The 24,052-nt window shown below is 35.8% G+C and carries 26 protein-coding genes and 1 other annotated feature; of the genes, 6 read left to right on the plus strand and 20 right to left on the minus strand.

What is annotated here, in order from left to right; genetic code table 11:
• Positions 1 to 17: 17 nt before the first annotated feature.
• From pdxA to ACIQ38_RS14670, 3 genes are read right to left on the minus strand one after another with little or no spacing between them, the layout of a single operon-like run.
• Positions 18 to 1,031 carry a 4-hydroxythreonine-4-phosphate dehydrogenase PdxA gene (gene pdxA / locus ACIQ38_RS14660; RefSeq protein ID WP_402824325.1) on the minus strand — a complete coding sequence of 338 codons (1,014 nt, stop codon included), beginning with the start codon at positions 1,029 to 1,031 and terminating at the stop codon, positions 18 to 20.
• A gap of 3 nt (positions 1,032 to 1,034) precedes the next feature.
• Positions 1,035 to 2,336 carry a four-carbon acid sugar kinase family protein gene (locus ACIQ38_RS14665; RefSeq protein ID WP_402824328.1) on the minus strand — a complete coding sequence of 434 codons (1,302 nt, stop codon included), beginning with the start codon at positions 2,334 to 2,336 and terminating at the stop codon, positions 1,035 to 1,037.
• A gap of 2 nt (positions 2,337 to 2,338) precedes the next feature.
• On the minus strand, positions 2,339 to 3,097 hold the full coding sequence (locus ACIQ38_RS14670) for a DeoR/GlpR family DNA-binding transcription regulator (RefSeq protein ID WP_402824330.1): 759 nt from the start codon (positions 3,095 to 3,097) through the stop codon (positions 2,339 to 2,341).
• 330 nt (positions 3,098 to 3,427) lie between these two features.
• On the opposite strand from ACIQ38_RS14670, the gene ilvA reads away from it, so the two are divergent.
• Positions 3,428 to 4,690: a threonine ammonia-lyase IlvA gene (gene ilvA / locus ACIQ38_RS14675; protein ID WP_402824333.1), complete on the plus strand. Its 1,263-nt coding sequence runs from the start codon at positions 3,428 to 3,430 to the stop codon at positions 4,688 to 4,690.
• 173 nt (positions 4,691 to 4,863) lie between these two features.
• Positions 4,864 to 6,351 (plus strand): catalase, encoded by a 1,488-nt coding sequence (locus tag ACIQ38_RS14680; protein WP_402824336.1) that lies wholly within the window; start codon positions 4,864 to 4,866, stop codon positions 6,349 to 6,351.
• A 103-nt stretch (positions 6,352 to 6,454) separates the two neighbouring features.
• Here ACIQ38_RS14680 and ACIQ38_RS14685 read toward each other — a convergent pair whose 3' ends face one another.
• From ACIQ38_RS14685 to ACIQ38_RS14740, 12 genes are all read right to left on the minus strand, one after another.
• Complete coding sequence (locus ACIQ38_RS14685) at positions 6,455 to 7,048, minus strand: DUF2441 domain-containing protein (protein WP_402824338.1); 594 nt, start codon at positions 7,046 to 7,048, stop codon at positions 6,455 to 6,457.
• 155 nt (positions 7,049 to 7,203) lie between these two features.
• Positions 7,204 to 8,472, minus strand: a complete 1,269-nt coding sequence (locus ACIQ38_RS14690; protein ID WP_402824341.1) for an erythromycin esterase family protein — start codon at positions 8,470 to 8,472, stop codon at positions 7,204 to 7,206.
• A gap of 19 nt (positions 8,473 to 8,491) precedes the next feature.
• On the minus strand, positions 8,492 to 9,061 hold the full coding sequence (locus ACIQ38_RS14695) for a DUF2812 domain-containing protein (RefSeq protein WP_402824344.1): 570 nt from the start codon (positions 9,059 to 9,061) through the stop codon (positions 8,492 to 8,494).
• On the minus strand, positions 9,048 to 9,365 hold the full coding sequence (locus ACIQ38_RS14700) for a PadR family transcriptional regulator (RefSeq protein ID WP_402824347.1): 318 nt from the start codon (positions 9,363 to 9,365) through the stop codon (positions 9,048 to 9,050). Before ACIQ38_RS14700 ends, ACIQ38_RS14695 begins: the two co-directional genes overlap by 14 nt.
• A 295-nt stretch (positions 9,366 to 9,660) precedes the next feature.
• On the minus strand, positions 9,661 to 10,107 hold the full coding sequence (locus ACIQ38_RS14705; protein ID WP_402824350.1) for an effector binding domain-containing protein: 447 nt from the start codon (positions 10,105 to 10,107) through the stop codon (positions 9,661 to 9,663).
• A 187-nt stretch (positions 10,108 to 10,294) separates the two neighbouring features.
• Complete coding sequence (paiA, locus tag ACIQ38_RS14710) at positions 10,295 to 10,813, minus strand: spermidine/spermine N(1)-acetyltransferase (RefSeq protein WP_402824353.1); 519 nt, start codon at positions 10,811 to 10,813, stop codon at positions 10,295 to 10,297.
• Between the two features lie 25 nt (positions 10,814 to 10,838).
• A complete protein-coding gene (locus ACIQ38_RS14715; protein WP_402824356.1) occupies positions 10,839 to 11,291 on the minus strand; it encodes a MarR family winged helix-turn-helix transcriptional regulator in 453 nt (150 codons plus the stop codon).
• Positions 11,292 to 11,457: 166 nt separating this feature from the next.
• A complete protein-coding gene (locus tag ACIQ38_RS14720) occupies positions 11,458 to 12,450 on the minus strand; it encodes a zinc-dependent alcohol dehydrogenase family protein (RefSeq protein WP_402824360.1) in 993 nt (330 codons plus the stop codon).
• Positions 12,451 to 12,512: 62 nt separating this feature from the next.
• A complete protein-coding gene (locus ACIQ38_RS14725) occupies positions 12,513 to 13,436 on the minus strand; it encodes an aminoglycoside phosphotransferase family protein (protein ID WP_402824363.1) in 924 nt (307 codons plus the stop codon).
• Between the two features lie 55 nt (positions 13,437 to 13,491).
• Positions 13,492 to 14,475 (minus strand): phosphotransferase, encoded by a 984-nt coding sequence (locus ACIQ38_RS14730; RefSeq protein WP_402824366.1) that lies wholly within the window; start codon positions 14,473 to 14,475, stop codon positions 13,492 to 13,494.
• Between the two features lie 47 nt (positions 14,476 to 14,522).
• A complete protein-coding gene (locus ACIQ38_RS14735) occupies positions 14,523 to 14,894 on the minus strand; it encodes a flavoprotein (RefSeq protein WP_402824369.1) in 372 nt (123 codons plus the stop codon).
• 205 nt (positions 14,895 to 15,099) lie between these two features.
• Positions 15,100 to 15,963: a LysR family transcriptional regulator gene (locus ACIQ38_RS14740; protein ID WP_402824468.1), complete on the minus strand. Its 864-nt coding sequence runs from the start codon at positions 15,961 to 15,963 to the stop codon at positions 15,100 to 15,102.
• Positions 15,964 to 16,094: 131 nt separating this feature from the next.
• Between ACIQ38_RS14740 and ACIQ38_RS14745 the strand changes: the two genes are divergently transcribed.
• Entirely contained in the window at positions 16,095 to 16,973 is an 879-nt protein-coding gene (locus tag ACIQ38_RS14745; RefSeq protein WP_402824372.1) for a DMT family transporter, read from the plus strand.
• A gap of 24 nt (positions 16,974 to 16,997) precedes the next feature.
• Positions 16,998 to 17,708: an NAD(P)H-dependent oxidoreductase gene (locus ACIQ38_RS14750; protein WP_402824375.1), complete on the plus strand. Its 711-nt coding sequence runs from the start codon at positions 16,998 to 17,000 to the stop codon at positions 17,706 to 17,708.
• 141 nt (positions 17,709 to 17,849) lie between these two features.
• On the opposite strand, the gene ACIQ38_RS14755 is transcribed toward ACIQ38_RS14750, so the two are convergent.
• Both ACIQ38_RS14755 and ACIQ38_RS14760 read right to left on the minus strand, forming a co-directional pair.
• Positions 17,850 to 18,365, minus strand: coding sequence for a DNA topology modulation protein (locus ACIQ38_RS14755; RefSeq protein WP_402824378.1), 516 nt, complete (start codon positions 18,363 to 18,365; stop codon positions 17,850 to 17,852).
• A gap of 106 nt (positions 18,366 to 18,471) precedes the next feature.
• Positions 18,472 to 19,686 (minus strand): MFS transporter, encoded by a 1,215-nt coding sequence (locus ACIQ38_RS14760; RefSeq protein ID WP_402824381.1) that lies wholly within the window; start codon positions 19,684 to 19,686, stop codon positions 18,472 to 18,474.
• Positions 19,687 to 19,750: 64 nt separating this feature from the next.
• Positions 19,751 to 20,015, minus strand: a binding site (T-box leader).
• A gap of 363 nt (positions 20,016 to 20,378) precedes the next feature.
• Here ACIQ38_RS14760 and ACIQ38_RS14765 point away from each other — a divergent pair.
• Positions 20,379 to 20,597, plus strand: coding sequence for a hypothetical protein (locus ACIQ38_RS14765; protein WP_402824384.1), 219 nt, complete (start codon positions 20,379 to 20,381; stop codon positions 20,595 to 20,597).
• A 52-nt stretch (positions 20,598 to 20,649) separates the two neighbouring features.
• A complete protein-coding gene (locus tag ACIQ38_RS14770) occupies positions 20,650 to 20,895 on the plus strand; it encodes a hypothetical protein (protein WP_402824387.1) in 246 nt (81 codons plus the stop codon).
• A gap of 124 nt (positions 20,896 to 21,019) precedes the next feature.
• Here ACIQ38_RS14770 and ACIQ38_RS14775 read toward each other — a convergent pair whose 3' ends face one another.
• From ACIQ38_RS14775 to ACIQ38_RS14785, 3 genes are read right to left on the minus strand one after another with little or no spacing between them, the layout of a single operon-like run.
• Entirely contained in the window at positions 21,020 to 21,817 is a 798-nt protein-coding gene (locus ACIQ38_RS14775; RefSeq protein WP_402824390.1) for an ABC transporter ATP-binding protein, read from the minus strand.
• Positions 21,810 to 22,844, minus strand: a complete 1,035-nt coding sequence (locus ACIQ38_RS14780) for an ABC transporter permease (RefSeq protein ID WP_402824392.1) — start codon at positions 22,842 to 22,844, stop codon at positions 21,810 to 21,812. The genes ACIQ38_RS14775 and ACIQ38_RS14780 overlap by 8 nt, the downstream gene beginning before the upstream one ends.
• Before the next feature lie 18 nt (positions 22,845 to 22,862).
• Positions 22,863 to 23,846 carry an ABC transporter substrate-binding protein gene (locus ACIQ38_RS14785; protein WP_402824395.1) on the minus strand — a complete coding sequence of 328 codons (984 nt, stop codon included), beginning with the start codon at positions 23,844 to 23,846 and terminating at the stop codon, positions 22,863 to 22,865.
• Positions 23,847 to 24,052 lie beyond the last annotated feature (206 nt).

Genomic DNA, 24,052 nt, shown 5'->3' on the forward strand with positions numbered 1-24,052 from the left:
TCCTTCTATCAAATAACTTATAGTGATTCTCGAGTAAATTTTGGTGCATATTCTGCAGCAAGTTTGATACATTCGTACATACTCACTTCAGATGCGATGTTTTTCCATGCGATATCAAATGCTGTACCATGGTCCACAGATGTACGTAAGAATGGTAAACCATTTGTAATCGAAATCGTACGGTGGAAATCTGTCATTTTTGCAGCGATATGCCCCTGGTCATGGTAAAGAGAAAGAACAGCATCGTATTTACCATTTAAGGCTTGGAAGAATACTGAATCTGCTGGAACTGGTCCGTAAGCGTCAATTCCTGAAGCTACCGCTAGTTCAACACCTGGTTTAATCTCTTCCACTTCTTCATTACCAAATAGACCGCCTTCCCCAGCATGTGGGTTAAGTCCTGCAACTGCTAATTTACGGTTTTCAACTCCAAGACGTTGTAAAGCTTTGTCACAACGAATTAAATAATCATGGACACGCTCTTTTGTCATTTGTGTAATAGCTTTCGCAACAGACACATGGCGAGTTAAGAAGAAAATACGCATCCCATTTACTTGGAACATTGTCAATGGATCTGGTGACCCACTAAGGTCTTCTAGCATTTCAGTATGCCCGATATAAGGAACATTCGCTGCTTTTAGGGATTCTTTATTCATCGGAGTTGTTGCGAGTGCTTTTACTTCTCCAGCCATCGCTAACTCTACAGAACGTTTAATATATTCAAATGCCGCTTTCCCATTTTGAGCAGCAACTTCCCCTGGAACAAATGCATCCACATCAATGTTCGCTAGATCCAACACATCAATCGTACCGAATTCATAAGCACCTTCTGCTGGGCTTGCAACTGTTCTAACTTGTAGATTGACTTCTGTCACTTCAATTGCTTTACGAATAATATTTGCATCCCCGACAACTAAAGGTTTACACATATTGTATAATTCTGCTTTCGCTAATGATTTCACAGTAATCTCTGGGCCAATACCTGCTGCATCTCCCATAGGAATTGCGATAATTTCTTTTATTGTTGTCATATCCTATACACTTCCTTCTTCTTTTTTATTTGTTAAGAATCTTACACATTTATAGATAGAATATTTATCCCCAACCGTACCACCTTTTGTAATAACTGGAATCCCATCAAGTGTTCCACCGATGAAATGTCCATAAGCTGCACGAGGGAGAACTTCATCTTGTAAGCCTATTGCTTCCGCATTACTTACAGCACACAATGCCGCAGTAACATCCCCACCACTTGAAAACGTACCGTCTATCGTATGGTCTGTCTGTAGAACAACGTTATTTGTTACTCTAGCAAGGCCTTCTGTAATTCGTTTTGCCAGTTTTTCTTCCGTGACACCTTCATTAGCTGCAATTTCCGAAAGCTTTAACTTTTCAGTTCCCGGGGAGTACGTTGTAATGATTAGTATTTCCTCAGTTTCCAATTTAATTAATGCTTCCTTTGTTGCACGATCAATTTCCGCATCCCATGAACTTGTAACGGAAGCAAGTGATTCTGTTTTAACATAAACAGGTTGAGCAGCTTTCTTATCAATTAAATAGTTTAGTTGCCGGCCCGTTAAAGGGGTGATACTACCTACTGTGACAATGAATTTATTCGTCTGCACATGTTGATGCGCTTTCATACGACCATAAGAAGCAGTTAAAGGTCCTGGATCTACCGGGATAAAATGAGTTCCTTCTATTGAAATCATCGCTTCAGATATATGATCTATTTCTTCATTCGTCACAGCATCAATAACAATGATTCGATGCCCAGCCTCAATTTGGCACATTAGTTCCAATTGAATGGCTTCTTTTCCCTTTAGAACTTTTCCTAAACCAATATGCGAAACTGAATAATTACTTTGCTCTTCCATTAACGTTGGAACATGTGATTTCGATATTGGGTTCATCGGATCTTTTCCGACATCGGTCGCTTCTACCGGTACACCGTCTACTAAAAGATAGCCGCCAGATACAACACGACCAGAGTCCGGAAAAGAGGCAACAACGATCGCTACACTGTTTTTCCCAGTGGCGGTCAATAAGGCGTCCGTTTCCACACCTAAATTTCCTCGAACCGTACTGTCAATTCGCTTAGTAATGACACTAGCTCCCCAAGTGCAAAGCTGTTGGTAAGCTTTTATCACACGTGTCTCTGCTTCAGTTGCTGCGCAATATCTGCTATCCGTATCAATTCCTAGTGCCGTGAAGTCGCCTTTTGTTGGAACTTCTCCATCAAATACGACCGTTGCACTCGTAAATCCATTCTTCAAAAGACGAACCCCAGTAGCATTCGCACCAGTTAAATCGTCTGCAATAACCCCAATTTTCACAATTACACTCCCTTTATAAAGGTAGACATTTCTCCGTAAATTTGCTCTAAATCTTTTGGCATTGTTTGATCTGTAATAATTCCCGTTATCGAATCTACATCTGCTATTTTGGCAAACGCTTTTTTTTCAAACTTTTGTGCGTCTGCTACTAAATATACACTCTCACTGGCGTTGATCATTTCTCGCTTAATAGCGGCTTTTTCAAATGTAGCTGATGTTATTCCTAAAGTAGAGTGCACCGCATGAGCTCCTAAAAATAATATATCTACATGAATGTCTTTTAACATTTTCTCCGCGTAAGAACCAAACACCGCTCCTACATCGTTTTGTATTTTTCCACCCAATAGGATTACTTCTAGTTGACTATCTACAAGTTCAGCTGCAATCTTTATATCATTTGTTACTATTGTTAAAGTTTTTCTAGTCTTTAAACGCCTCGCAATTTCGAAAGTAGTTGTACCAGAGTCTAGTAGTATTCTCATACCATCTTTTATAAGCCCTACAGCAATCTCTGCAATTTCTACTTTCTGGGCATGTGCTTCTGAAAGCTTTTGGTTATAGCTCTGTTCTGCAATGATCGCTTGCGGAAGTGCCGCACCGCCATGTGTTCTGATTAGTTTTTTCTGCTTTTCTAATTCATCTAAATCTCGCCTGACCGTCATAGCAGATACGGCCAAAAGATCGACTAATTCTAGAATCTCTACTTTCCCTTTTTGTGTAAGTTCTTCTAAAATCAGTTTTTTTCGTGAAACAGGTGTCATGAAATCATCCCTTCAACCTTTGAAAGCGTGTTCATTATGAACATATTATGTTCTATTACTTCAAATAAGTCAACATATTTTGTGAAAAAAGAACATTTCTTGTTCGAAAATAACAAATCAGTATAATCACAATATTTCATATGAATATTACATTTCTGTTACTGGTGCCTGGCACCAGTAACAGAAATGTAATACTACCAATGGGATAAAAGATATATAATGCACAACTAATTATTAAGAATTATCGGAAAAATATAGAATTTCCACGATTTAGTGTGTTAAAATGAAGTGTACTTAGTGACTTATTAATTGGAGGTTGGCATCAATATTATGCAAGTAACAAACACGAAAACCGTTCAAGTAGAAAATGTGCTAATAGCATATCAATTTTTAAAAGATGTGGTAGTACATACCCCTTTGCAAAAAAATGATTATTTATCTGAAAAATACGGAGCAACGATTTATATTAAACGAGAAGATTTGCAACATGTTCGCTCCTTTAAATTACGAGGCGCCTATTACAAAATTAAAACAATCGAGCAACTAGCACGACAACAAGGAATCGTTTGCGCAAGTGCAGGAAATCACGCACAAGGAGTAGCTTACGCATGTGCTCAATTACGAATTTCTGCTAATATTTTCATGCCGTTAACAACGCCAAAACAAAAAATTGACCAAGTGAAAATGTTTGGTCGCGAATATGTGGAAATTACGCTTGCCGGGGATACTTTTGATGACTCAGCAGCTAGCGCCGCAGCTTTTGCAGAAGCAGAGGATCGAATTTTCATCCATCCATTTGATGATCCCGACATCATCGCGGGCCAAGGAACAGTCGCTATAGAAGTGATGAATGATATCGAAGAACCAATTGATTTTGTATTTGGCAGTATTGGAGGCGGCGGATTAGTAGCTGGTGTTTCTACTTATATAAAGAACCTCTCCCCACATACAAAAATAATCGGTGTGGAACCTGCCGGAGCTGGTAGTATGAAAGCGGCATTTGACAATAATGGGCCTGTCGTACTTGATACAATCGATAAATTTGTGGACGGAGCTGCTGTACAATGCGCGGGAAATTTAACTTATGAAACTTGTAACAAATACGTAGATGATATCGTGCTCGTACCAGAAGGAAAAGTCTGTACAACTATTTTAGATTTATACAACAAACACGCAATCATTGCAGAACCAGCTGGTGCACTGCCGATTGCAGCACTTGACTTTTATAAAGAGGAAATCAGAGGAAAATCGGTCGTTTGTGTTATTAGCGGTGGTAATAACGATATTGGCAGAATGCAAGAAATTAAAGAAAAATCACTGATGTATGAAGGGCTACTCTACTACTTTATCGTGAACTTCCCACAAAGAGCAGGGGCACTCCGTCAATTTTTAGATAAAGTACTTGGGCCTGAAGATGATATTACGACATTTGAGTACACAAAGAAAAACAATAAAGAAAGCGGTCCAGCATTAGTAGGAATCGAGTTAAAACATAAAGAAGACTATCAGGGGCTTATCACACGATTGACTGAGAATGGATTTTCGTACAAAGAAATCAATAAAGATAGCACTTTATTCGACCTTCTCATTTAATAGTTAGAAAGAAATTCCTTGTCATATCAAAGATTCATCGCCTCACTAAATAGAATAAAATTATTATAAAATAAAAATTATTAAAATGTCACATTTGATTTCTAGCAATATTCCTAGCAGTTTGATATAATCATTATTGAATGATAAAGATTCTAATCTAGGAGGAATTATTAATGGCTGAAAATCAAAACAACAACAACTTGACAACTGCAGCTGGCGCACCTGTAGTAGATAATCAAAACTCAATGTCCGCTGGTAAAAGAGGTCCTCTATTATTACAAGACGTTTGGTTATTAGAAAAACTAGCTCACTTTGATAGAGAAGTAATTCCTGAGCGTCGTATGCACGCAAAAGGTTCTGCTGCATATGGTAAATTCACAGTAACAAACGATATTACAAAATATACTAAAGCAGCACTATTCTCAGAGGTTGGAAAAGAAACAGAAATGTTCGTTCGTTTCTCAACTGTAGCTGGTGAACGTGGAGCTGCAGACGCAGAACGTGATATTCGTGGATTCTCTATGCGTTTCTACACAGAACAAGGAAACTGGGACCTAGTTGGTAACAACACACCAGTATTCTTCTTCCGTGATCCACTTAACTTCCCGGATTTAAACCATGCTGTTAAACGTGACCCAAGAACAAATATGCGTAATGCAAATAATAACTGGGATTTCTGGACTAGTCTTCCAGAAGCACTTCACCAAGTAACAATCGTAATGAGTGACCGCGGTATTCCAGCAACTTACCGCAATATGCACGGTTTTGGTAGCCATACATTCAGTATGATTAACGCGGATAATGAGCGTGTTTGGGTGAAATTCCACATGCGTTCTCAACAACCAATTGAGAATTTAACAGACCAAGAAGCGGAAGAACTAGTTGGGAAAGACCGAGAAAGTCACCAACGTGATCTTTTAGAAAATATCGACAACGGCAACTTCCCTAAATGGAAAATGTACATCCAAGTGATGACAGAAGAACAAGCAAAAAATCATCCAGACAATCCATTCGATTTAACAAAAGTTTGGTATAAAGGCGATTACCCATTAATCGAAGTTGGAGAATGGGAATTAAATCGTAACCCTGAAAACTACTTTGCAGAAGTAGAACAAGCAGCGTTCACACCTGCGAACGTAGTACCAGGTATTAGCTTCTCTCCAGACAGAATGTTACAAGGACGTCTATTCTCTTACGGAGATGCACAACGTTACCGTTTAGGTGTTAACCACCATCAAATCCCAGTTAACCAACCAAGATGCCCAGTTCACTCTTTCCATAGAGATGGTGCAATGCGTACGGATGGTAACTTAGGGGCAACATTACACTATGAGCCAAACACTTACGGTCAATGGAAATCACAACCAGCATTCAAAGATCCTGCACTTGATCTGAACGGTCCAGCGGATATTTATGACTTCCGTGAAGATGATGATAACTATTTCGAGCAACCAGGTAAATTATTTAGATTAATGAGCCCTGAACAACAACAATTATTATTCGAGAACACTGGCAGAAACATGCAAGGTGTAGACAAACATATTCAACTGCGTCATATCACGCATTGCTATAAAGCAGATCCTGCTTATGGTAAAGGTGTAGCAGAAGCATTGGATATTCCATGGGGCGAAGTAGAAGCAGCATTAGCTTTCGCTGAATAATACGAAACAACGAAAAGCACTGCATTTTGCGGTGCTTTTTTGTTATTTTCCTCTTCTTTGTATTGCTAATAAAAATTGCACATTCCTACTAATCTAGCTTTTTCTAAGCAGTAAAATCCTCTACAATTTCAACCACTTCTACCTTCCCATCAATTAACAATTCAGAAAGGTCGTTTTTCACGTTTCCTTCCCAATATTCTCTAGCTTGTTCGATTTTTCGAGAAAAGGGAACCCCATCTTCTTTTGGCAAAAGGTTTCCGTCTCCCTCAAAAGATTTTCCATGAACTCGAAGTTTAACAATCTGTAAAATCTCCCGATTGTATGAATCGAATAATTCTTTCCATTTCATTACATCTTCATAGGTTTTTGTCGTATATAAACAAGACAATCTTGAAGGGTATTGTGGATATTCTTGCAGTCTGACCATTTCAACTATCACTTCTCTTATTGCTCTTATTGTTTGACTTGTATAATTAATTGCTACATCCGCATTTTCTTTATTCAAGTACAATCCTTCATTTGAATAATTTTCTTGTAAAATTTGAAAAAAGTCTTCTCCTTTAACATTCAATTGCTCTCTCTCAAAAAAGAAGTGATATAAAGTATTTTTTTGTTTATTATCAAAGCGAATAATTTGACCAAGAGTCATTTTTTTCCTCGTAACAAGATGATAAACATACAGCTCATTCTCATTCATAACCTATCTCCCACCTTTCTTCTCTGAAGGGCTAATGTTACATTAACCCTTTTCAGTCTCGGTTATCTACCTATTAATTGTGTTCATCCCTATCTCTTTAAAGACAGTATACCAAAATATACCAAAAGGTCTTTAGAACTACAAAGTATACTGTTTTAATCAATTACATCTGTTGGTGTTGCTTCTTTTAAAATAATGATGCCGTCATATGCCTTATTGGGTACCATTTCAATTGTGTAAAACATTTTTACAAGCTTTTGCCACGAGCGAAAATCGTCACCCACGTTCACCATTTTTTGTTCACTTTTAATAATTTCCAACAATTCCTTTGACCGACTTGCTTTTTCAAAATCAACATAAAAGATATCTGGCTCTACTTCACTAAATGCATCCACTAAACCATTATGATTTTTTATCTTATAATTCTTTCTTTTATCAGATCCACGGTTTAGGGCTTGAAATTCACTGTTCAATAAGTCGGTACCAATTGCAAAATACTTGGTCCCGTATATCTCATCTAAATAACTTCCCATCGATTTATAACCTGCTAATGAAGCAGACGTTTTTTCAACATGCCCATTATGTCCAGAGAAGAACACCTTATCATGACCACGTGCGACTTCAAATTCAACAATCCATTGCAAATTATCCGCTAAATATTGATCACGAAGTTGTTGGTAGTCCCCCTCATTTAAAAATAGCTCTGTTCGTTGTTTCATAAGTTGTGCGTATTGTAAGGCAAAGGCAAACTTATCCGATGATGAATGTTCCGTATAAACTACTTTGTTTGATTGCAAATCAAAAATGATACTTTCGAGCACCTCATCAATTTCTTTCAGTTGCTTCGTTGATAAAGATCTCATTGTAGTGTTTGAAGCATTTTCCAGTTGAACTGCATATTTTTGTTCCGCTTCTTTGTTAACAACTTCATAATAGTCAAGCAGACCTTTTTTACTATAATCATATCGCTGCATATCATTTCCGTAAAAAAATATTTTCTCATCGCCACTAGCCGTTGCGTTATAATCATGCATCCATTGAACAAGATCCATCATTTGCTCCGTTTTATAAATGCTATAATCAAGTGCCTTCACGGCTTCTTCTGCAGAACCCTTTCCGTCCAAAATGAACTGATTTATTTCCTGTCCGCCTCCAAAATCCCCTTCTATTACAAACACACGGACATGTTCATTTTTAATTAATGCTTCAAAAACATCTTTTTTCAAGTTCTGAAGTTCTATATTCCCATGTGTTGCTTCTCCAAAGCCAATTATTTTTACATCATCCGGGATATTCATTTCGTTAACAGACGAAATATATTTTTCTGCTTCAACCAACACTTTCCCCTTATTACTGCACCCTGATAAAACAATCATGAAGCAAATAATAGCCATTAAGAAATGTTTCTTTTTAGAAAAATGCATCTTTAAATCCCCTCGTTTACTATTTTTCTTTTAACATAGAATACTTTCGATAAGCTTTATAGAAACTGCTACCAAAGAAAACAACCATAAGGGCGGGCAGCAATCTTAAAAGGGCAAATGGAGTTTCAAATAAAAATGCTTTCCAAAATAATGAACCTTCCATATTCCAAAGACCTTCCGCTAAATATAAACCTGAATCCTTGTATAGCATATAAGAAAAGCACAAAAACAATATACATAAACCAGATGAATAGCCCATCAATCTTTTATAATAATTACTCGTTGACTCACGATCTGAGAAGATTTCATTTTGATCGTCCTCTTCTTTTTGCCAATATCGTATCCCACCAAGCCAAGGGCCATTTATATAACTCCAACCGAAGTCTTCATATATCCCTTTGTAATCATTGAACTTTTTCTTTGATAAATAATCTTGATAATCCAGTCTCATCACATACCTTTTGTCGGTTTTTTCGAAAGTATATATTCCAAACCCACTAATATTTGTACAACGATAGCCTTTTTGTAATTGCTCGTTCAGCCATTGCTCCTCTTTTTCAATATCAAAAAATGTCTTAATTTTCTTCATTTGATTCACTTCCTTCATACAAGGATAAAATATGCAATAACCTGTTTTGTTCCATTTTTAAAATTTTACTTCCTTCCGCAGTTATCATATAAACTTTTCTCCTGCCTGACTCTCCGACAGGTTCAATCCAACCATGCTTATTCAAGTTTTCAATCGCACCGTATAATGTACCTGCTGCTAAAATAACAGTACCATTACTTATCTCCTCAATCTTCTGCATTACCGCATAGCCATGGAGTGGCTCACGCAAAGCCAATAAAATATAATGCATCGTTTCAGACAACGGTAATAATTTATGTCTCATCTCTTCACCCTCTATTCAGTTCGACTATATAGTTCAACTTAGTAACAATTTAATACAGTTCAACTGAATAGTCAACAACATTTTCAAGATTAGTCAAAAAACTTAAATTAAAAAGTCGCTACCCTTAAATAAGGGAAAGCGACTTTTTGTGTAGTTTTATTCAATTAAATTGTGCAAAACTGTTCCATTTTTAGTGATAAAACACAGCATTTTATTTTTTTATAATAATAAGCCACCTATTAGTTGATTAAAAAATATCTCCATAAGTATACAGCCCGTTTAAAGCAATTGAATTTTAATGATGGATTGGTAAATAAATCTCTACTTCTTCATCACTATTTTCTATTGGATGATAGGTCTCCACAATATAAGATTCTAAATCCCTTTCATATCCCTGCTCAACTATCCATTTTAGTAATTGTTCATGCAGGTGATCAATATTCATAATTTTGCCCCGAGTCGTGATATACGATTTAGCAGTTTCAAAATAATCCATTCCAACTGGAACTTCCTTTAGAGTCTCATTAACAATTACCCCTACATAATAGCGACCTTCCAAATGATCAACATCCTTTTTAGGTTCGAAAAGTGCTATTTCAGTACCAGAGTGATTTGCAACTTCATCTATACGAGTTAGAAATTGCCGGGCAAGTTTTGGCACTTCGGTACCAAAATTTGCAAAGGTTCCTCCGCCTTTTATGCCTACAGCTTTAAAGTTTCTGTTTACCTTTTTACATTCCACCATTATTCCCCCATTGCCTTTTATAAACACTTTTATGTCATTCTCTTTTTAACAATAGAATCCCTTCTTAAGCAATCTTATTTATCTTAAGTAAGAAAAAGTATTGTTCATGTAGGAGTAGGAGAGTAACAAAGATATAACTTTTTTAAGTATCTAATAGCTTAATCATTTGTATTGTTTTAAAAAGTTATAACAGCGTTTTAGTCATGATAAGGTCAGTTTGCTCTTCATCCCCCATGTAAAATGAGTGGGCCCCGGTTTGAATAAACCCTATTTTCTTGTAAAAAGCAATAGCATTTTCATTCTTCTCCCATACACCTAACCAGATCTTCTTTTTGTTACTTTGCTTGGCAATTTCCAGCGCTTTTTGGTACAGATGTTTACCAAGCCCATGTTTTTGAAATTGATTTTTTAAATAAATTCTTTCAATTTCAAGTGTTTCATCACCCATTTTTTCAGACTGTGCATCATTGGTATTGATCTTTAAATAACCAGCAACTTCATTATGAAAATAAACAAAGAAAAATTGTGAAAAAGTATTCAATAATTCTTTTTCTAATTGATTTAGGTTAAATGCTTTTTTCAAATAGGCATTCATATTTTCTGGTGAATTCTGCTGCTGAAATGTCTCATTAAATGTTTCATAACTAACTTCTTGCAGTTTATGAGCATCTTCCATCGTACATTTTATTATTTGTATGGTCATCTAACCGTATCTCCCCTTTAAATAATCAATAAGTTCTCTTGTTTCCTTTTTTTACAAATTCCCAGTCTTTTTCTATATTTTTTCTCACTTTTTGCAGAAGATTAAAAATAGTTTCCATTTCTGTCTCGGAAAACCCTTGTAATGCAACAGTATTGGAATATTCATTTTCTCTTTTTATAAGAGGATAAACGTTTTCTCCCTTTTCGGTTGGGAAAAGTTTTTTAATTTTTTTGTTCTGTTGATCCTCTCTCTTTTCGATAAAACCATTCATTTCCAATTTCTTTATCGAACGGGCTGCTGTTGTTCGATCTACCTTTATCATCTCAGCTAACTTTTCTTGAATAATGCCTGGTTGTTCACATATTCGTACGAGGTACAAATATTGCCCTTTCGTAAGGTCGTACTCCTTAAACTCTATATTACTTACAGAATCAAGTGCTCTTGCTATCATTCCAATTTCACGAAGAATGTCCTTCATAACCGACTCCTTTTTGTTGTAAATACAACAATTAATCTATATCTAATTTACATCTTTTTTGTTGCATTTGCAACAAAAAAGAGATTGCAAACTAGACTATTTTACTTCTGAACTTGAAAGAGTTACCTAAGCCCCTCTAACTAAGGCAACTTCTATCAAGATTTCCTCAATAGGATGTTAAAAATATTTTCCCCGTTGATATTTTAGAAGATTCAACAGCATCCACTGCTTGTTTTATATTGGTTAAGTCGTATTGAGAATCAAGCGACATCAAACGTAATTTATTGTCATCAAATAACCTTATTAAATTGTTAAATGTTTCTTGCCATTTATTTGCCGAAACTCCTTTATTCCAATGTCTTAAATGAAATATATTGGCATTGACCTTTGCTTTTTTTACAATATCCGCCCAATTCACTTGTACTCCCGATAGAAGACCAATTGTTAGAAAATGACCATTAGCTTGTACACAAAAAGCTAAGTCGTTTCCAGATGAACCGCCGATCGAATCAATAGCAGCATTTGCACCTATGCCATTTGTTAATTCCATAACCGTTTCATAAAGAGAATTTGTAGATGTATCAATTACAAAAGAAGCACCTAGATCAAGTAATTCCGCTGTATGCTTGTTGTTTCTAGTAACTGCAATTAATCGAAAACCTAAAATCTTTGATAATTGTGCAAAAATACGACCAATAGAAGAGCCACATGCATTCACCAATAAAACATCATGTGGTTTTAACTTTAATACCTCGTTACAAACTACCCATGCTGTAATTGGATTGATGTACAGCTGTGCTGCGGTGAAATCATCAATAGAGTCAGGTATAGGAACTGCAAATTCTGAGAATGTTTTCACGTAGTCCTGCCATGTACCTTCCCCTCGCAATGGCAAAACACGTCTACCAATTAAATGACGAGAGACTAATGGACCTACATCTTCTACAATACCGACTCCTTCATATCCCGGAATATTTGGCAAAGTAATCCGATGAGAATATGACCCTCTAATTGGAATTAGATCAGAAGGATTAATAGGTCGTGTTAACATTCGCACAAGGACTTCCTGTTCCTTTGGTGGTTGAATGCTTTTATATTCAACTTTTAATACATCTTTCGGGTTACCGAATTCATAGAATTTAATACATTTTGCATCCAAGACTATACTTCTCCTTCAATTACATTTATTTAACTATATTAGCAAGAATCCAACTTCTTTGATTAAAAGTTAGATTCAAACCAAATAGGTTTTACTAATTCAAAGTTCTTATGATCCTCCAATATCAATTCAATACTTTCTATAAATTTATCTAGCTGTTCCGGAGACTTTTTAATGGACCAGACAACACTAGAAAAAATAACCATAGCAGAATAAATGGAATAAAGTCTCCAGAATTCTTCCGGTATATTATGCGCGAAATATCCTTCTATTTGGCCAACAGAAAAAGAAACACTGTCTTCCCTACTAGCTAAAGCAACTTTTACAAAGTCATGAAATGGATCTCCCCAATCAAAATTATCAAAATCAATGACACCAGCATATTTTTTATCCTTCAATATTATATTTTCCAAATGAAAGTCATCATGTTGAAATTGATTTGGACGATTTTTTAAATAAGGATAATTGCTTTCTATAAAACTCATAATCTTTTCATCATGATTAATTTTTATACCACATTTTTTGTATTCCATTAGATATCTATTATGTTTTTGAATAGATCTTTCATACCAACTTTTAATAGTAATCGGAGCTGGGTGTAAATGAATTCGTGCTAAATCTTTCCCTGCTTCTATTCCAATTTCATACTGTTCTTGCTCTTTGAAGGATCGTATTAAACTTTTGGCATCTTCCCCTGCCATATAAGAAAATATACTGTAACAAACACCAAGCTCCTTTAACATCCCAAAATCAATTGGTCTGGCAGAATGGACTTTATATTTTCTAATATCAGTTAAAATTTGAAACTCTTCCTTTTTTCTCTCATACTTATTCAGATCACTTATTCGCAACAAATATTTGTCCCCATTTTCATTTTCAACAACATATTTCTCATCAGGGGAATAACCTTTAGAAAGTTTAGTAACTCTAGTAGAATTGCGAAGAACCTTTATTTTATCTAACAGTATTTGAATATTATCTTCCATTATGCACCCCCAAATATTATCCTTACACTTTTCAAAACCTTGCTCTAGGTCATTATTAAGGGATATTGGAAAATATTCCTTCTAAATCTTCCCAATTCTCGCCAACCCAAATGTTCTCTTCATTAAATCTCTTTATCGTGGATGAATGTTGCACTTTTGCAGGTCGAACCCATCCTGCTTCTTTCCACCAAGTTAATTTAATGGAACGTACTAATTTTTGGTTGGATAATTTTTGATATTCTCGATAGCCTTGCATAAACGCCGAAACTTTCTCCATATGTATCTGTTCATTTTCAAGACAACACGATAAAATAGGTCTTGATATGTCAAATTCAGGATAAATAAAATTCATCCGATCAAAATCAAGAATGGCTGAGACTCGATTTGTTTCAAATAAAATGTTATCTACAAATAAGTCCCAATGCCCCCAGCCCTTTTCACATTGGGAGAAAATATCTATATCGTTACTTTCTAAAATTTTTCTTTGCACTTCTAGATTCGAAAGTGTATTCGTACAATTAATACTCGACGCTTCTTTCCATCTTTCATGCCAATTTTTCATCATACTTTTCTTTGACCGAACATCCCAATGCAATGGTAATTGAACTGTATTTTTGGAATTTAACATTTTATGCATCTGCCCAATTATCTTGCCTAGACTATACACTTGTTCCTCGTTTGCTGTTCCCGGCCGGATATTTCTTCCTTCACACAACTCCATTAACACAAAATGCTCACCGGATGAAGACTGTATGACATATTTTTCTTTATATGCGTATAGTTCAGGGCAAGGAATACCTTTACTATGTAACTTACTTTGATGACTTAGTGATGTTTCTAATCCCTGTATCATTTGTTCAGGGTAGCGGGTTTTATTATACTGTTTCACAAAAAAATGACCTTTTTCCGTTTTTATTTTCCATTTCAAGTTCAAATAACCTAAGTCAATTGGAGAAAAGTCTAGAATATTAAACCCGAATTTACTTGTTATTGTTTCAAAGATATCTTCCCTAATATCAATAGTAGAAAGAAGGGTCATTTATAGTTCCTCCTTTACCTCTTCACGAGTTTTAAAATAAACCTTGTTCAAGTACTTTGGAGACTATCAGATGTCTTATCTGTATATTTTTCTACATTTGAATAAGGAATCCCAGCTTCTATATAACTTCTAACTAATTTCCATTCTTTCTTGCTATTTTTTTTGAACGTCTGAAAAAACAAATTGGCTGTTTCTAAACGTTTTCCTTGAACAATCAAAGTAGTTGATAAAATAGCCATAGTTTCAGTTTCTCTTAAAGGAAGAATGGAAATTACATGAATGTTCCACTCTGCATTGTTTTCTTTGGCAAATTTAAAACCTTGTTCCCAACCCTTCAGTGACTCTTCATAGCCAAAATCAACTATCTCTCCTTGTGATATTTCTCTAGCTTCATAATCTTTCGATAGGATATTTTTCAAGTCTGTTAGAGATTACTCTCTCCAAATTTCTAAATAATTATCTAAAAATCCTGAAAATGAGTTATGCATAAAAAAACTCCTTAAATGTATTTATAGGTACAATTCTATATAAAAAGAAATATTCCTTTATTAAACTAGACGCACCGAAAAACGATTAATACATAATCCACCATTCATCACAGTGGAATTCTATCTTATACTCACATCATGGTGTTTTTCCATATCTTTCAATAATAAAGTCAATGAAATATTTGCTTGCTATTGGCAATACTTTTTTATCCTGATAGGCAAGACTGATTGTCCGGATAACAACTGGGGAGATTTCTTTGGTGATAATATTGTATGGGCATCTACTGAGAACAAGCTTGGGTAAAATGGAAATGCCAAGTCCCTGTTCAATCATAGACATAATTGAATAATCATCATGTACTCGATATTGAATATTAGGTTCTAAATTGTGTTGTTTAAAGATAGTTAATGGTTCACTTATTTCTCCCTCATCTAAAAGAATGTAAGGTCCTTCCGTTAAATCTTTCAAAGTAACTTTTTCGGCAGCTGCTAGAGGATGAGCAGCCGGTAATACAGCAAGCATGTCATCTTCTTCCAAGGGAATGGTAGTCAAATTGGACACAGAGTTTGGATTCACAAAGCCAAAATCTACGCTCCCCTCCTTGATCCAATTTGAAATATCGGTGTATTCCCCTTGATGTAATTCAAATTGAACAGCTGGATATTGCTCCTTAAAATCTTTCATTAAAACTGGTAACCAGTGACATGACACACTAGAAAAAGTTCCAATTCGAATAAGACCGCTATGCAGACCCACCATCTCTTTGTGCTTTTCTAACAATTTTCTATGGGAATTATAAATATTCTTAATATATGGGAAAAATTCCTCCCCATCAGGTGTCAAAGTAATACCAGATCGCGAGCGTAAAATAAGCGTTGTAGAGAGTTCTTCTTCCAATGAATGCACCATTTGGCTAATGGACGATTGAGTATAACCTAGCGCCTCAGCTGCTTTCGTAAAACTGCCCGTTTCAATAGCTTTGATAAAAGCATAATACATATTCAATTATATAAACCCCTTCACATTAGAATATCTAATAGTTCCATTATAAATATTCGTTTTATTAATGCAAATATCGATGTTACGATAAGGATAAGATTTAAAGAAATAGAGAAAAGGGGGAATTGCTTATGATGACACAGCGGCAAGCAAACTGGATGTTAGCTTCGGTTTCAGCGGCTTGGGGAGCATCTTATATATTTATGAAACTCCTTGTAGATGAAATTCCACCTATAACAATTGTCGCATTACGATTCGGTATAGCATTTATCGTTATGCTAGCAATATTCTTCCAAAAATTAATACATGTAGATGCAAAAACATTGAAGTATAGTGCGATTGTAGGTGCTCTACTATGCGGTATTTTCATTGCTCTTATGTATGGCGTCAAAAACACGACTGCTTCTACGGCAGGGTTTCTTACGAGTACAACCGTTATTCTCGTTCCCGTTTTACAAATTTTCATTACACGGAAAATACCCGATAAAAAAATTGTCTGTGGCGTTCTGATTGTTACGACCGGTTTAGCAGCCCTACTCGTTGGGGATGATTTCAATATAGCATCTGGCGCGTTTCTTTGTTTAGTAGCCGCCTTCCTATATGCAGTCCATATTATCATAACAAATCGTTTCGTTGGTGAAGTGGATGCCTTACAGCTTGGGATTTATCAATTGGGATTCGCCACTCTTTTCGCTGCGACTGGAACTTTTATATTCGAAACACCTGTCTTGCCGAATAGCGCAGTTCATTGGCTATCAATACTTGGACTGGCACTCATTTGTTCCGCTTACGGCTTTGTCATGCAGCCTATTGCCCAAAAGTATACGACACCTGAAAGTGCAGGTTTTCTTTTTTCACTAGAACCCATTTTTTCAGCTATACTTGCATTCATCTTTCTACATGAAAACATGGGGCTACAAGGCTATTTTGGTGCCTTGGTCATTTTAGCTGGCGTTCTCATAGCAAATGCTACATCCAAAAAACAACCTGAAACGAAATTTCAATCATAAAGATAAATTATAGGAGATGAACTCATGAATATATTAATCGTTTACGCGCATCCAGAACCAAAATCCTTTAATGGTGCTTTAAAAGATCTTGCTGTCTCCGAATTAACATCCTTAGGACATCAAGTCAAAGTATCTGATTTATATGCGATGAATTTTAAAGCTGTTGCTGATCAAGACGACTTTCAATCTCTTCAGAATGAAGAATTTTTGAAATATGCAGTCGAACAAAAACATGCATCGAAGACAGGGAGTTTCTCTCCAGATATTCAAGCAGAGCAAGAAAAACTTCTTTGGGCAGATTTCATCATTTTTCAATTTCCTATTTGGTGGTATTCCGTCCCTGCTATTTTAAAAGGTTGGTTTGATCGAGTATTTGCATCTGGCTTTATTTATTCAAGAGATAATAGATATGATACTGGTGGACTCAAAGGTAGAAAAGCGATGCTGTCCGCTACAACGGGCTCTCCTAAACATGCGTATACTCCGTACGGAATGGACGGTGATATTCATGAGAAAATCCTTTATCATATTAATCACGGAATGCTTTACTTTGCCGGCTTGGAACCTGTCGAACCATTTATTGCATGGACGCCATCACATCTTGAAGAAGACCGAAAGCAATACTTAGAAGAATATAAAAGACTTTTATGCAATCTGTCGGAAATCCCTTCTATTCCATATCATCCTACTAGTCATTATGACGAAGATCATCAATTAAAAAAGGAGTATAGATGATACTAAGGGACTTTTTTAAGATTTTTATAGTATAGAATTTTTCAATCAAAAGTCTAATTCCTCGCTAAACTATAGGGATTAGACTTTTAAAATATTGAAAATCACCATATTGTATGGTTCCTTAATTGGCTGTAGACAATCTTAAAATTCTGCTTTAACTTTTTCTAAAAAATGCCGAACTTCTCTCGGAGATTTAAAAATAATGACTTTTTTATCATCAGGCAATTGTTCTAGTTTCTTAAATACAATCGGTTTCTTTGTTTTTGGATAATCCCAAACCCACTTCAAAAAATTAAAATCCAGCCTTTCATTGACACCCTCTGCCATATCCGGTCTCGATTTTCCACGGTACTGAATCATCCGTTTAAAAACCCTATAGAGACATATTACTCTATTAATATCAACAAGGATGATAGTGTCTGCTGCATTCAGTCTTATATCCATTGTACCGTTATAATTCCCGTCAATTATCCATTGATCTTTATTTACTAATTCATTTTGAACCTTTATTTGCTCTTCTTTTGAAGTTGGGGTCCAATTTGGTTTCCACAACAGTGCATCTAAATGATAGACTTCTATGTTCAATTTTTGCCCTAACTGACGTGCGAGAGTCGACTTCCCTGCCCCTCCTGAACCAATTAATGCAATCTTTTTCACTGTATGTCACCTCTTTATGTATTTTTTTAATAGCCTTAGAAGTAAATAGATGGGGCTGGTCGCACTCACTACCCCACCTATTCGTCCTTGATATCACTATTGCCCATTAACTAAAACCTTTTTTAAAATATTCCTTCCGTTTTGCCCCAATTACAGCTTTCCACGCCAATAACCCTAAAAAGAAGAAACCAAATGATCCTATCAATCCGACCAGACGAATCGAAGTTAATTCAGCAGCTAAACCTATCAAAATTGTTAATACAACAACAAAACCTGCTTCCACAACACTGAAGATGCTTCCGAACCTTCCCATCATCTTCACAGGGACATGATTTTGGTAGAAAGTTAAATAGCCTGTATTTGCAAAGGTTACCGAAAACCCAATTAAAAATACACCCGGCACTGCACTAATAAAGCCACTTGAACTATAAAATACGATATAACCGATTGCGGTAAAAATAGTACCATAACCTATTAATAGATTAACTGCAAGCTGTTTTGAAAACACTGAATTAATAATCGATCCTATTATAATCCCTGTCCCAAAAACACTTAGTAAAAACCCATAATTAGTATCTGATATGGAAAGCACTCCTTTTGCATAAGCTGCTTCAAGTGAATCAATAGCAGTCATGAATATAGAGGTACCGCTAAATAACAAATAAACTTTTGTAATATAGGCATAGTTTTTACTAAAATTAAAAATAACCAGAAAATCACTTTTTATCATATCCCAAGTGAATCTTTGTTCCTCCGTCTCTTTAGATGTTGAATCAACATTAGGTAGCATCATAAGTATACATGCCGAAGATAATAGAGCAGCCGCATTCACATAAATTGCAGTATAAGGGGTCCCCATCCAAAATAAAAGACCAGCAACTGCAGGGCCAATGAGAGAACCACAAGAATTAATAAAACTACGTAGTGCATTAAAACGTTGCCGATTTTCCTCAGGTATTAGTTTAGTCATATAAACCATTGATGTAGGTTGAAAAATAGTACTTCCTATATTAATGACAAAGGCTAGTATATAGACATATATAAGGGAAGGTAACAATGGAATAGACGCAATACATAGCGCTCGGAAAATATCTAATCCGACCATCATTCTTCGTGTGTTTACCCGATCTATTAAACTACCTGCCCAACCATTCGTACATATTGTTGCAATGGGACCTAGTATATACAATAAAGCAATTGCAAGCGGAGATCCTGTTTCATTCAAAATAATTAAATTTAATGCGATTAAGTAAACCCATGCCCCCACATTTGAAACGCCTATACCTGCTAATAACAGGAAAGGATACTTCCAGCTCCCCATATTCACCACTCCTATTTTATTTTTAGTAAAACAAAATAAAAAAACTCACCCCCAAGATATATATCTTGGGGGCGAGTCATTTCGCGGTGCCACCCCAGTTCACTTCCACATTGCTGCAGAAACCTTATCGAGTACGGCTTTGTGAATAAATCACCTACGATACTCTATCTCGTTAACGTGAGAATACGTTACATCATCATTGTTCCAATTAAACAAATCCAATGTACAGCTCCAAGTCTTGTTTCAACACATTTCCTATCCCTCTTTTTCAGCGAGCAGAGGTCTCTGTAGATAATCCGTGTGTTTACTCTTCTTTTCACAGCTTTTGATATCGATTTTAATAAATCCTATATTATTTCGAACTAAAATTCAATACAAAAAAGAAAATATTTTTTTATCCCTTACAGAATTCATTTACACCTTTAGCATTTAGCTCTTTCTTATTCTATTAAACATGCCTTTAAAACATTTTCCTAAAATTGTAGTTCCAATATAACGTCAGTTATTCATGTAGTAGATTAACAAAAATTAAATTTTATCATTAACTATTTGTTTATAAATCACTGTATTAGCCTTGTCGGGCAAAGTAAAAGCTCATAGTATATATAGACTTCTAATTTAAAAAAAGTCACTAATGTTCCTCTTTAACTATGTTATGAGGTTCAAAAATAACTATAAAAGGGGGGATAAACATGCGTGATTACAATGGAGATAGAGAGAGAGATATTGAAGTAATCGTTAATCCAGTTATTAACAATGTCGATACTCAAGTACAAGCTCAGTTGCAAGCTCAATTTGAGGCACAAGCACAATTCCAAGCCCAATTACAAGCTCAGTTTGAAGCTCAGGCTCAATTACAAGCTCAGATTCAAGCTCAATTGCAAGCAATTATTGATCTGCTATTAACTTAATAATAATTGCTAAATTAACTGAAACCAAACTCTTTATAGGAGGTGACTATTAATGGCAGAAAATTATTGTAATCGTTGGCAAAATCAAAGAAATGAATACCCTAGAATTAGAGTTGAGGTAAACCCAGAAATTACGAACCGTGACACGCAAGCACAAGCTCAATTTGAAGCACAAGCTCAGTTACAAGCTCAATTGCAAGCTCAATTTGAAGCGCAAGCTCAGTTACAAGCTCAATTCGAAGCTCAGCTCCAAGCTCAATTGCAAGCAATCGTTGAATTGATCAGCAGAAGAGGATAAAATCAATCAAATTAGAGAACATCTTTTAAACAACAAAAAAAGACTACTAAATTGCTCTCCAATTTAGTAGTCTTCATATATTCTGTTTAGATTGCATAACCTGGCAGAACAGTTACCCTCTATTTCACACGGATAATAATGTACGATCACTCGTTAATTTTTCCCCGCGAATTCGTTGGAACTCATCCATGAGTTTCGGGATTGTTAGATCTTTCTTCTCTTCTTCTCCAACTTCTAAGATGATTTGCCCTTTATCCATCATGATCAGTCGGTTTCCAAGATCTAATGCTTGTTGCATATTATGTGTAACCATTAACGTCGTTAATTGATCCTTTTCTACAAGCTGTTTTGTTAAATTGCTTATCAACTCAGCTCTAGATGGATCTAACGCTGCTGTATGTTCATCTAGTAATAGAATAGAAGGATTTGTGAATGTCGCCATTAATAGTGAAAGTGCTTGCCTTTCCCCACCCGATAACAGTCCAACTTTTGCATTTAAACGATTTTCTAAATTTAAATGTAAGGTCTCCAAAGCTTGCAGAAAGAACTCTTTTCGCTTTTTGTCTACCCCACTTTTCAATCCACGTTTTTTATTTCTAGAAAAAGCAATTGCTAAATTCTCTTCTATGGTCATCGTGGGTGCTGTACCTGCCATCGGATCTTGAAATACTCGACCTATTAGCTGGGAACGTTTAAATTCTGGCAATTTTGTAACGTCTTTGCCATCAATTATTATTTCCCCGAAATCAGGGGTAAGAGCACCAGAAATCATATTTAACATAGTAGATTTCCCCGCACCATTACTTCCAATTACCGTGACAAAATCTCCAGCTTTTAACTCTAAATGAATGTGATCTAATGCTATTTTCTCATCAGCTGTCGCTTCATTAAAAATTTTGTTAAGCCCTTGTAATTTAAGCAAGGTTTTTCCCCTCCTGCTCTGTTACAATTGTAGCGCTTGCCACTCTTTCCGCACGTCGTTTCGCTTTTCTACTTTTCTCTCGACGCTTGTCAAAATAATTTGGTAATACTAATGCGATAATTACGATTAATGCCGTAATTAGCTTCATATCTCCTGTATCAAGCAAGTCGATTCGTAGAGCCATCGCAAGAATGATTCGATAAATAATCGCCCCTGCAATTACCGCAAGTGTTGTACGAACGATGGATTTTGTTCCGAATATCGCTTCTCCGATAATAACGGACGCTAAACCGATCACAATCATCCCAATACCCATCCCGATATCTGCGAACTTCGAATACTGCGCGATTAATGCACCAGAAAATGCAACAAGAGCATTGGAAATCCCAAGCCCTACAATGACAAGATTATCAGTATTTGCAGAAAAACTACGGATCATTTTTTTATTATCACCAGTTGCGCGAATAGCTAGCCCTACTTCTGTTTTCAAAAAACGATCGAAAATCAATTTGATCAGAATAACTATAATAAGAACGACGACAATCGTCCCCCAAGTCTGCGGTAACGACTGCACTCCCATTCCGCTTAAGAAGTTATTAATCGCATCATCAATCCCTAAACTTCCCCACCAATTGTTAAATTGAGTAAATAATGATTCAGAATTTAATAAAGGAATATTAGGTCGACCAACGGAATTCTCTACAGTGAATCCCATAATCCGTAAGTTAATCGAATATAAAGCAATCATCATTAATATCCCGGACAATAAAGGATTGATCTTCCCTTTTGTATGTAACAAACCGGTAATACATCCGGCTATAAAACCAGCTATTATCGCAACAATCGTCGCAATTACAGGGTGATATCCTAATACAATCATCATCGCTGCAGTCCCAGCACCCGTAACGAAACTTCCATCAACGGTTAAATCCGGAAAATCTAACACTCGGAATGTCAAATACACTCCGAGTGCCATTATTGCATAGATGATTCCTTGTTCAACTGATCCAAAAATAGCTGCAAACATAAAGAATCAAACTCCTATCTATTCAGCAAATTCCGCTTTCCACTCATCTTTTACTTCAATTCCTAACAAGTCTACAGTTTCTTTATTAAGAACGAAGCGTAAATTTTGTGGAAATTGAACCGGTAAATCTGCTGGTGTACTTTCACCATTTAATATTTTTACTGCCATTTGCCCTGCTTCATAACCGATATCATAGTATTCAAAACCATATGCCCCTAATCCACCACGTTTAACAGAGTCGAATTCCCCTACCATCATTGGAAGCTTGTTGTCATTTGCTACAGAGATAACAGATTCAAGTGCCGAAACAACTGTATTATCCGTAATAATATACAATGAATCTACTTTTCCTAGTAATGATTCAGTAGCTTGCTTTACTTCCGCAGAAGTAGATACAGAAGCTTCCACTACATTTAATCCAACTGCACTCATTTGTTCTTTTACTAAATCTACTTGCGCACGTGAATTTATTTCTCCTGAATTAAATACCATCCCAACATTTTTTGCACCTAGCTCATCTTTTAAAAAGGCAACTGTACTTGGAATCGCATCAGGTTGTGTATCAACTGTTCCAGTTACATTCCCACCTGGTTGTTCCATTGATTGTACTAATTCTGCGCTAACTGCATCTGTTACAGAAGTAAAAACGATTGGAATATCTTTCGTCACACTCGCAACCGCTTGAGCACTTGGCGTGGAGTTTGCAAAAATAAGATCTACTCCTGCGCTTACTAAGTTATTTGCTATCGTTGTATTTTGACTATTATCATTCTGAGCGTTTTGCTCTTCATACTCAGCATCAATTCCAGCATCTTCTAGAGCTTTTTTAAATCCGTCATATGCTGCATTTAACGATGGATGCTCAACAATTTGTGTTACGCCTATTTTAAATGTTTTTGTACCTTCTTTTGCATTGGCTTCAGGACTTTTCTCACTCTCTCCCCCACAAGCTGCCAAAAATAATACAGCTGCCAATAAAATAAATGCTATTTTTTTCTTCATTTCTATAATTACCCCCTATTATCTACCATCCACATCAGCGATTCAACTCGCTAAAGTAAGGATTAATAGCTATATTACTATGCAATTGATTGATAGTCAATAACTTTATGAATTATTAGATATTTAACAAGAGTTGTAAATTAACTAGTACGAAAAATTTTTCTTCCATGTGACTTTTAGAGATATTGCGTCGTAAAAGCCGCGGA

The sequence above is a fragment of the Psychrobacillus sp. NPDC096389 genome, assembly GCF_044762855.1.
Classification (GTDB): Bacteria; Bacillota; Bacilli; order Bacillales_A; family Planococcaceae; genus Psychrobacillus.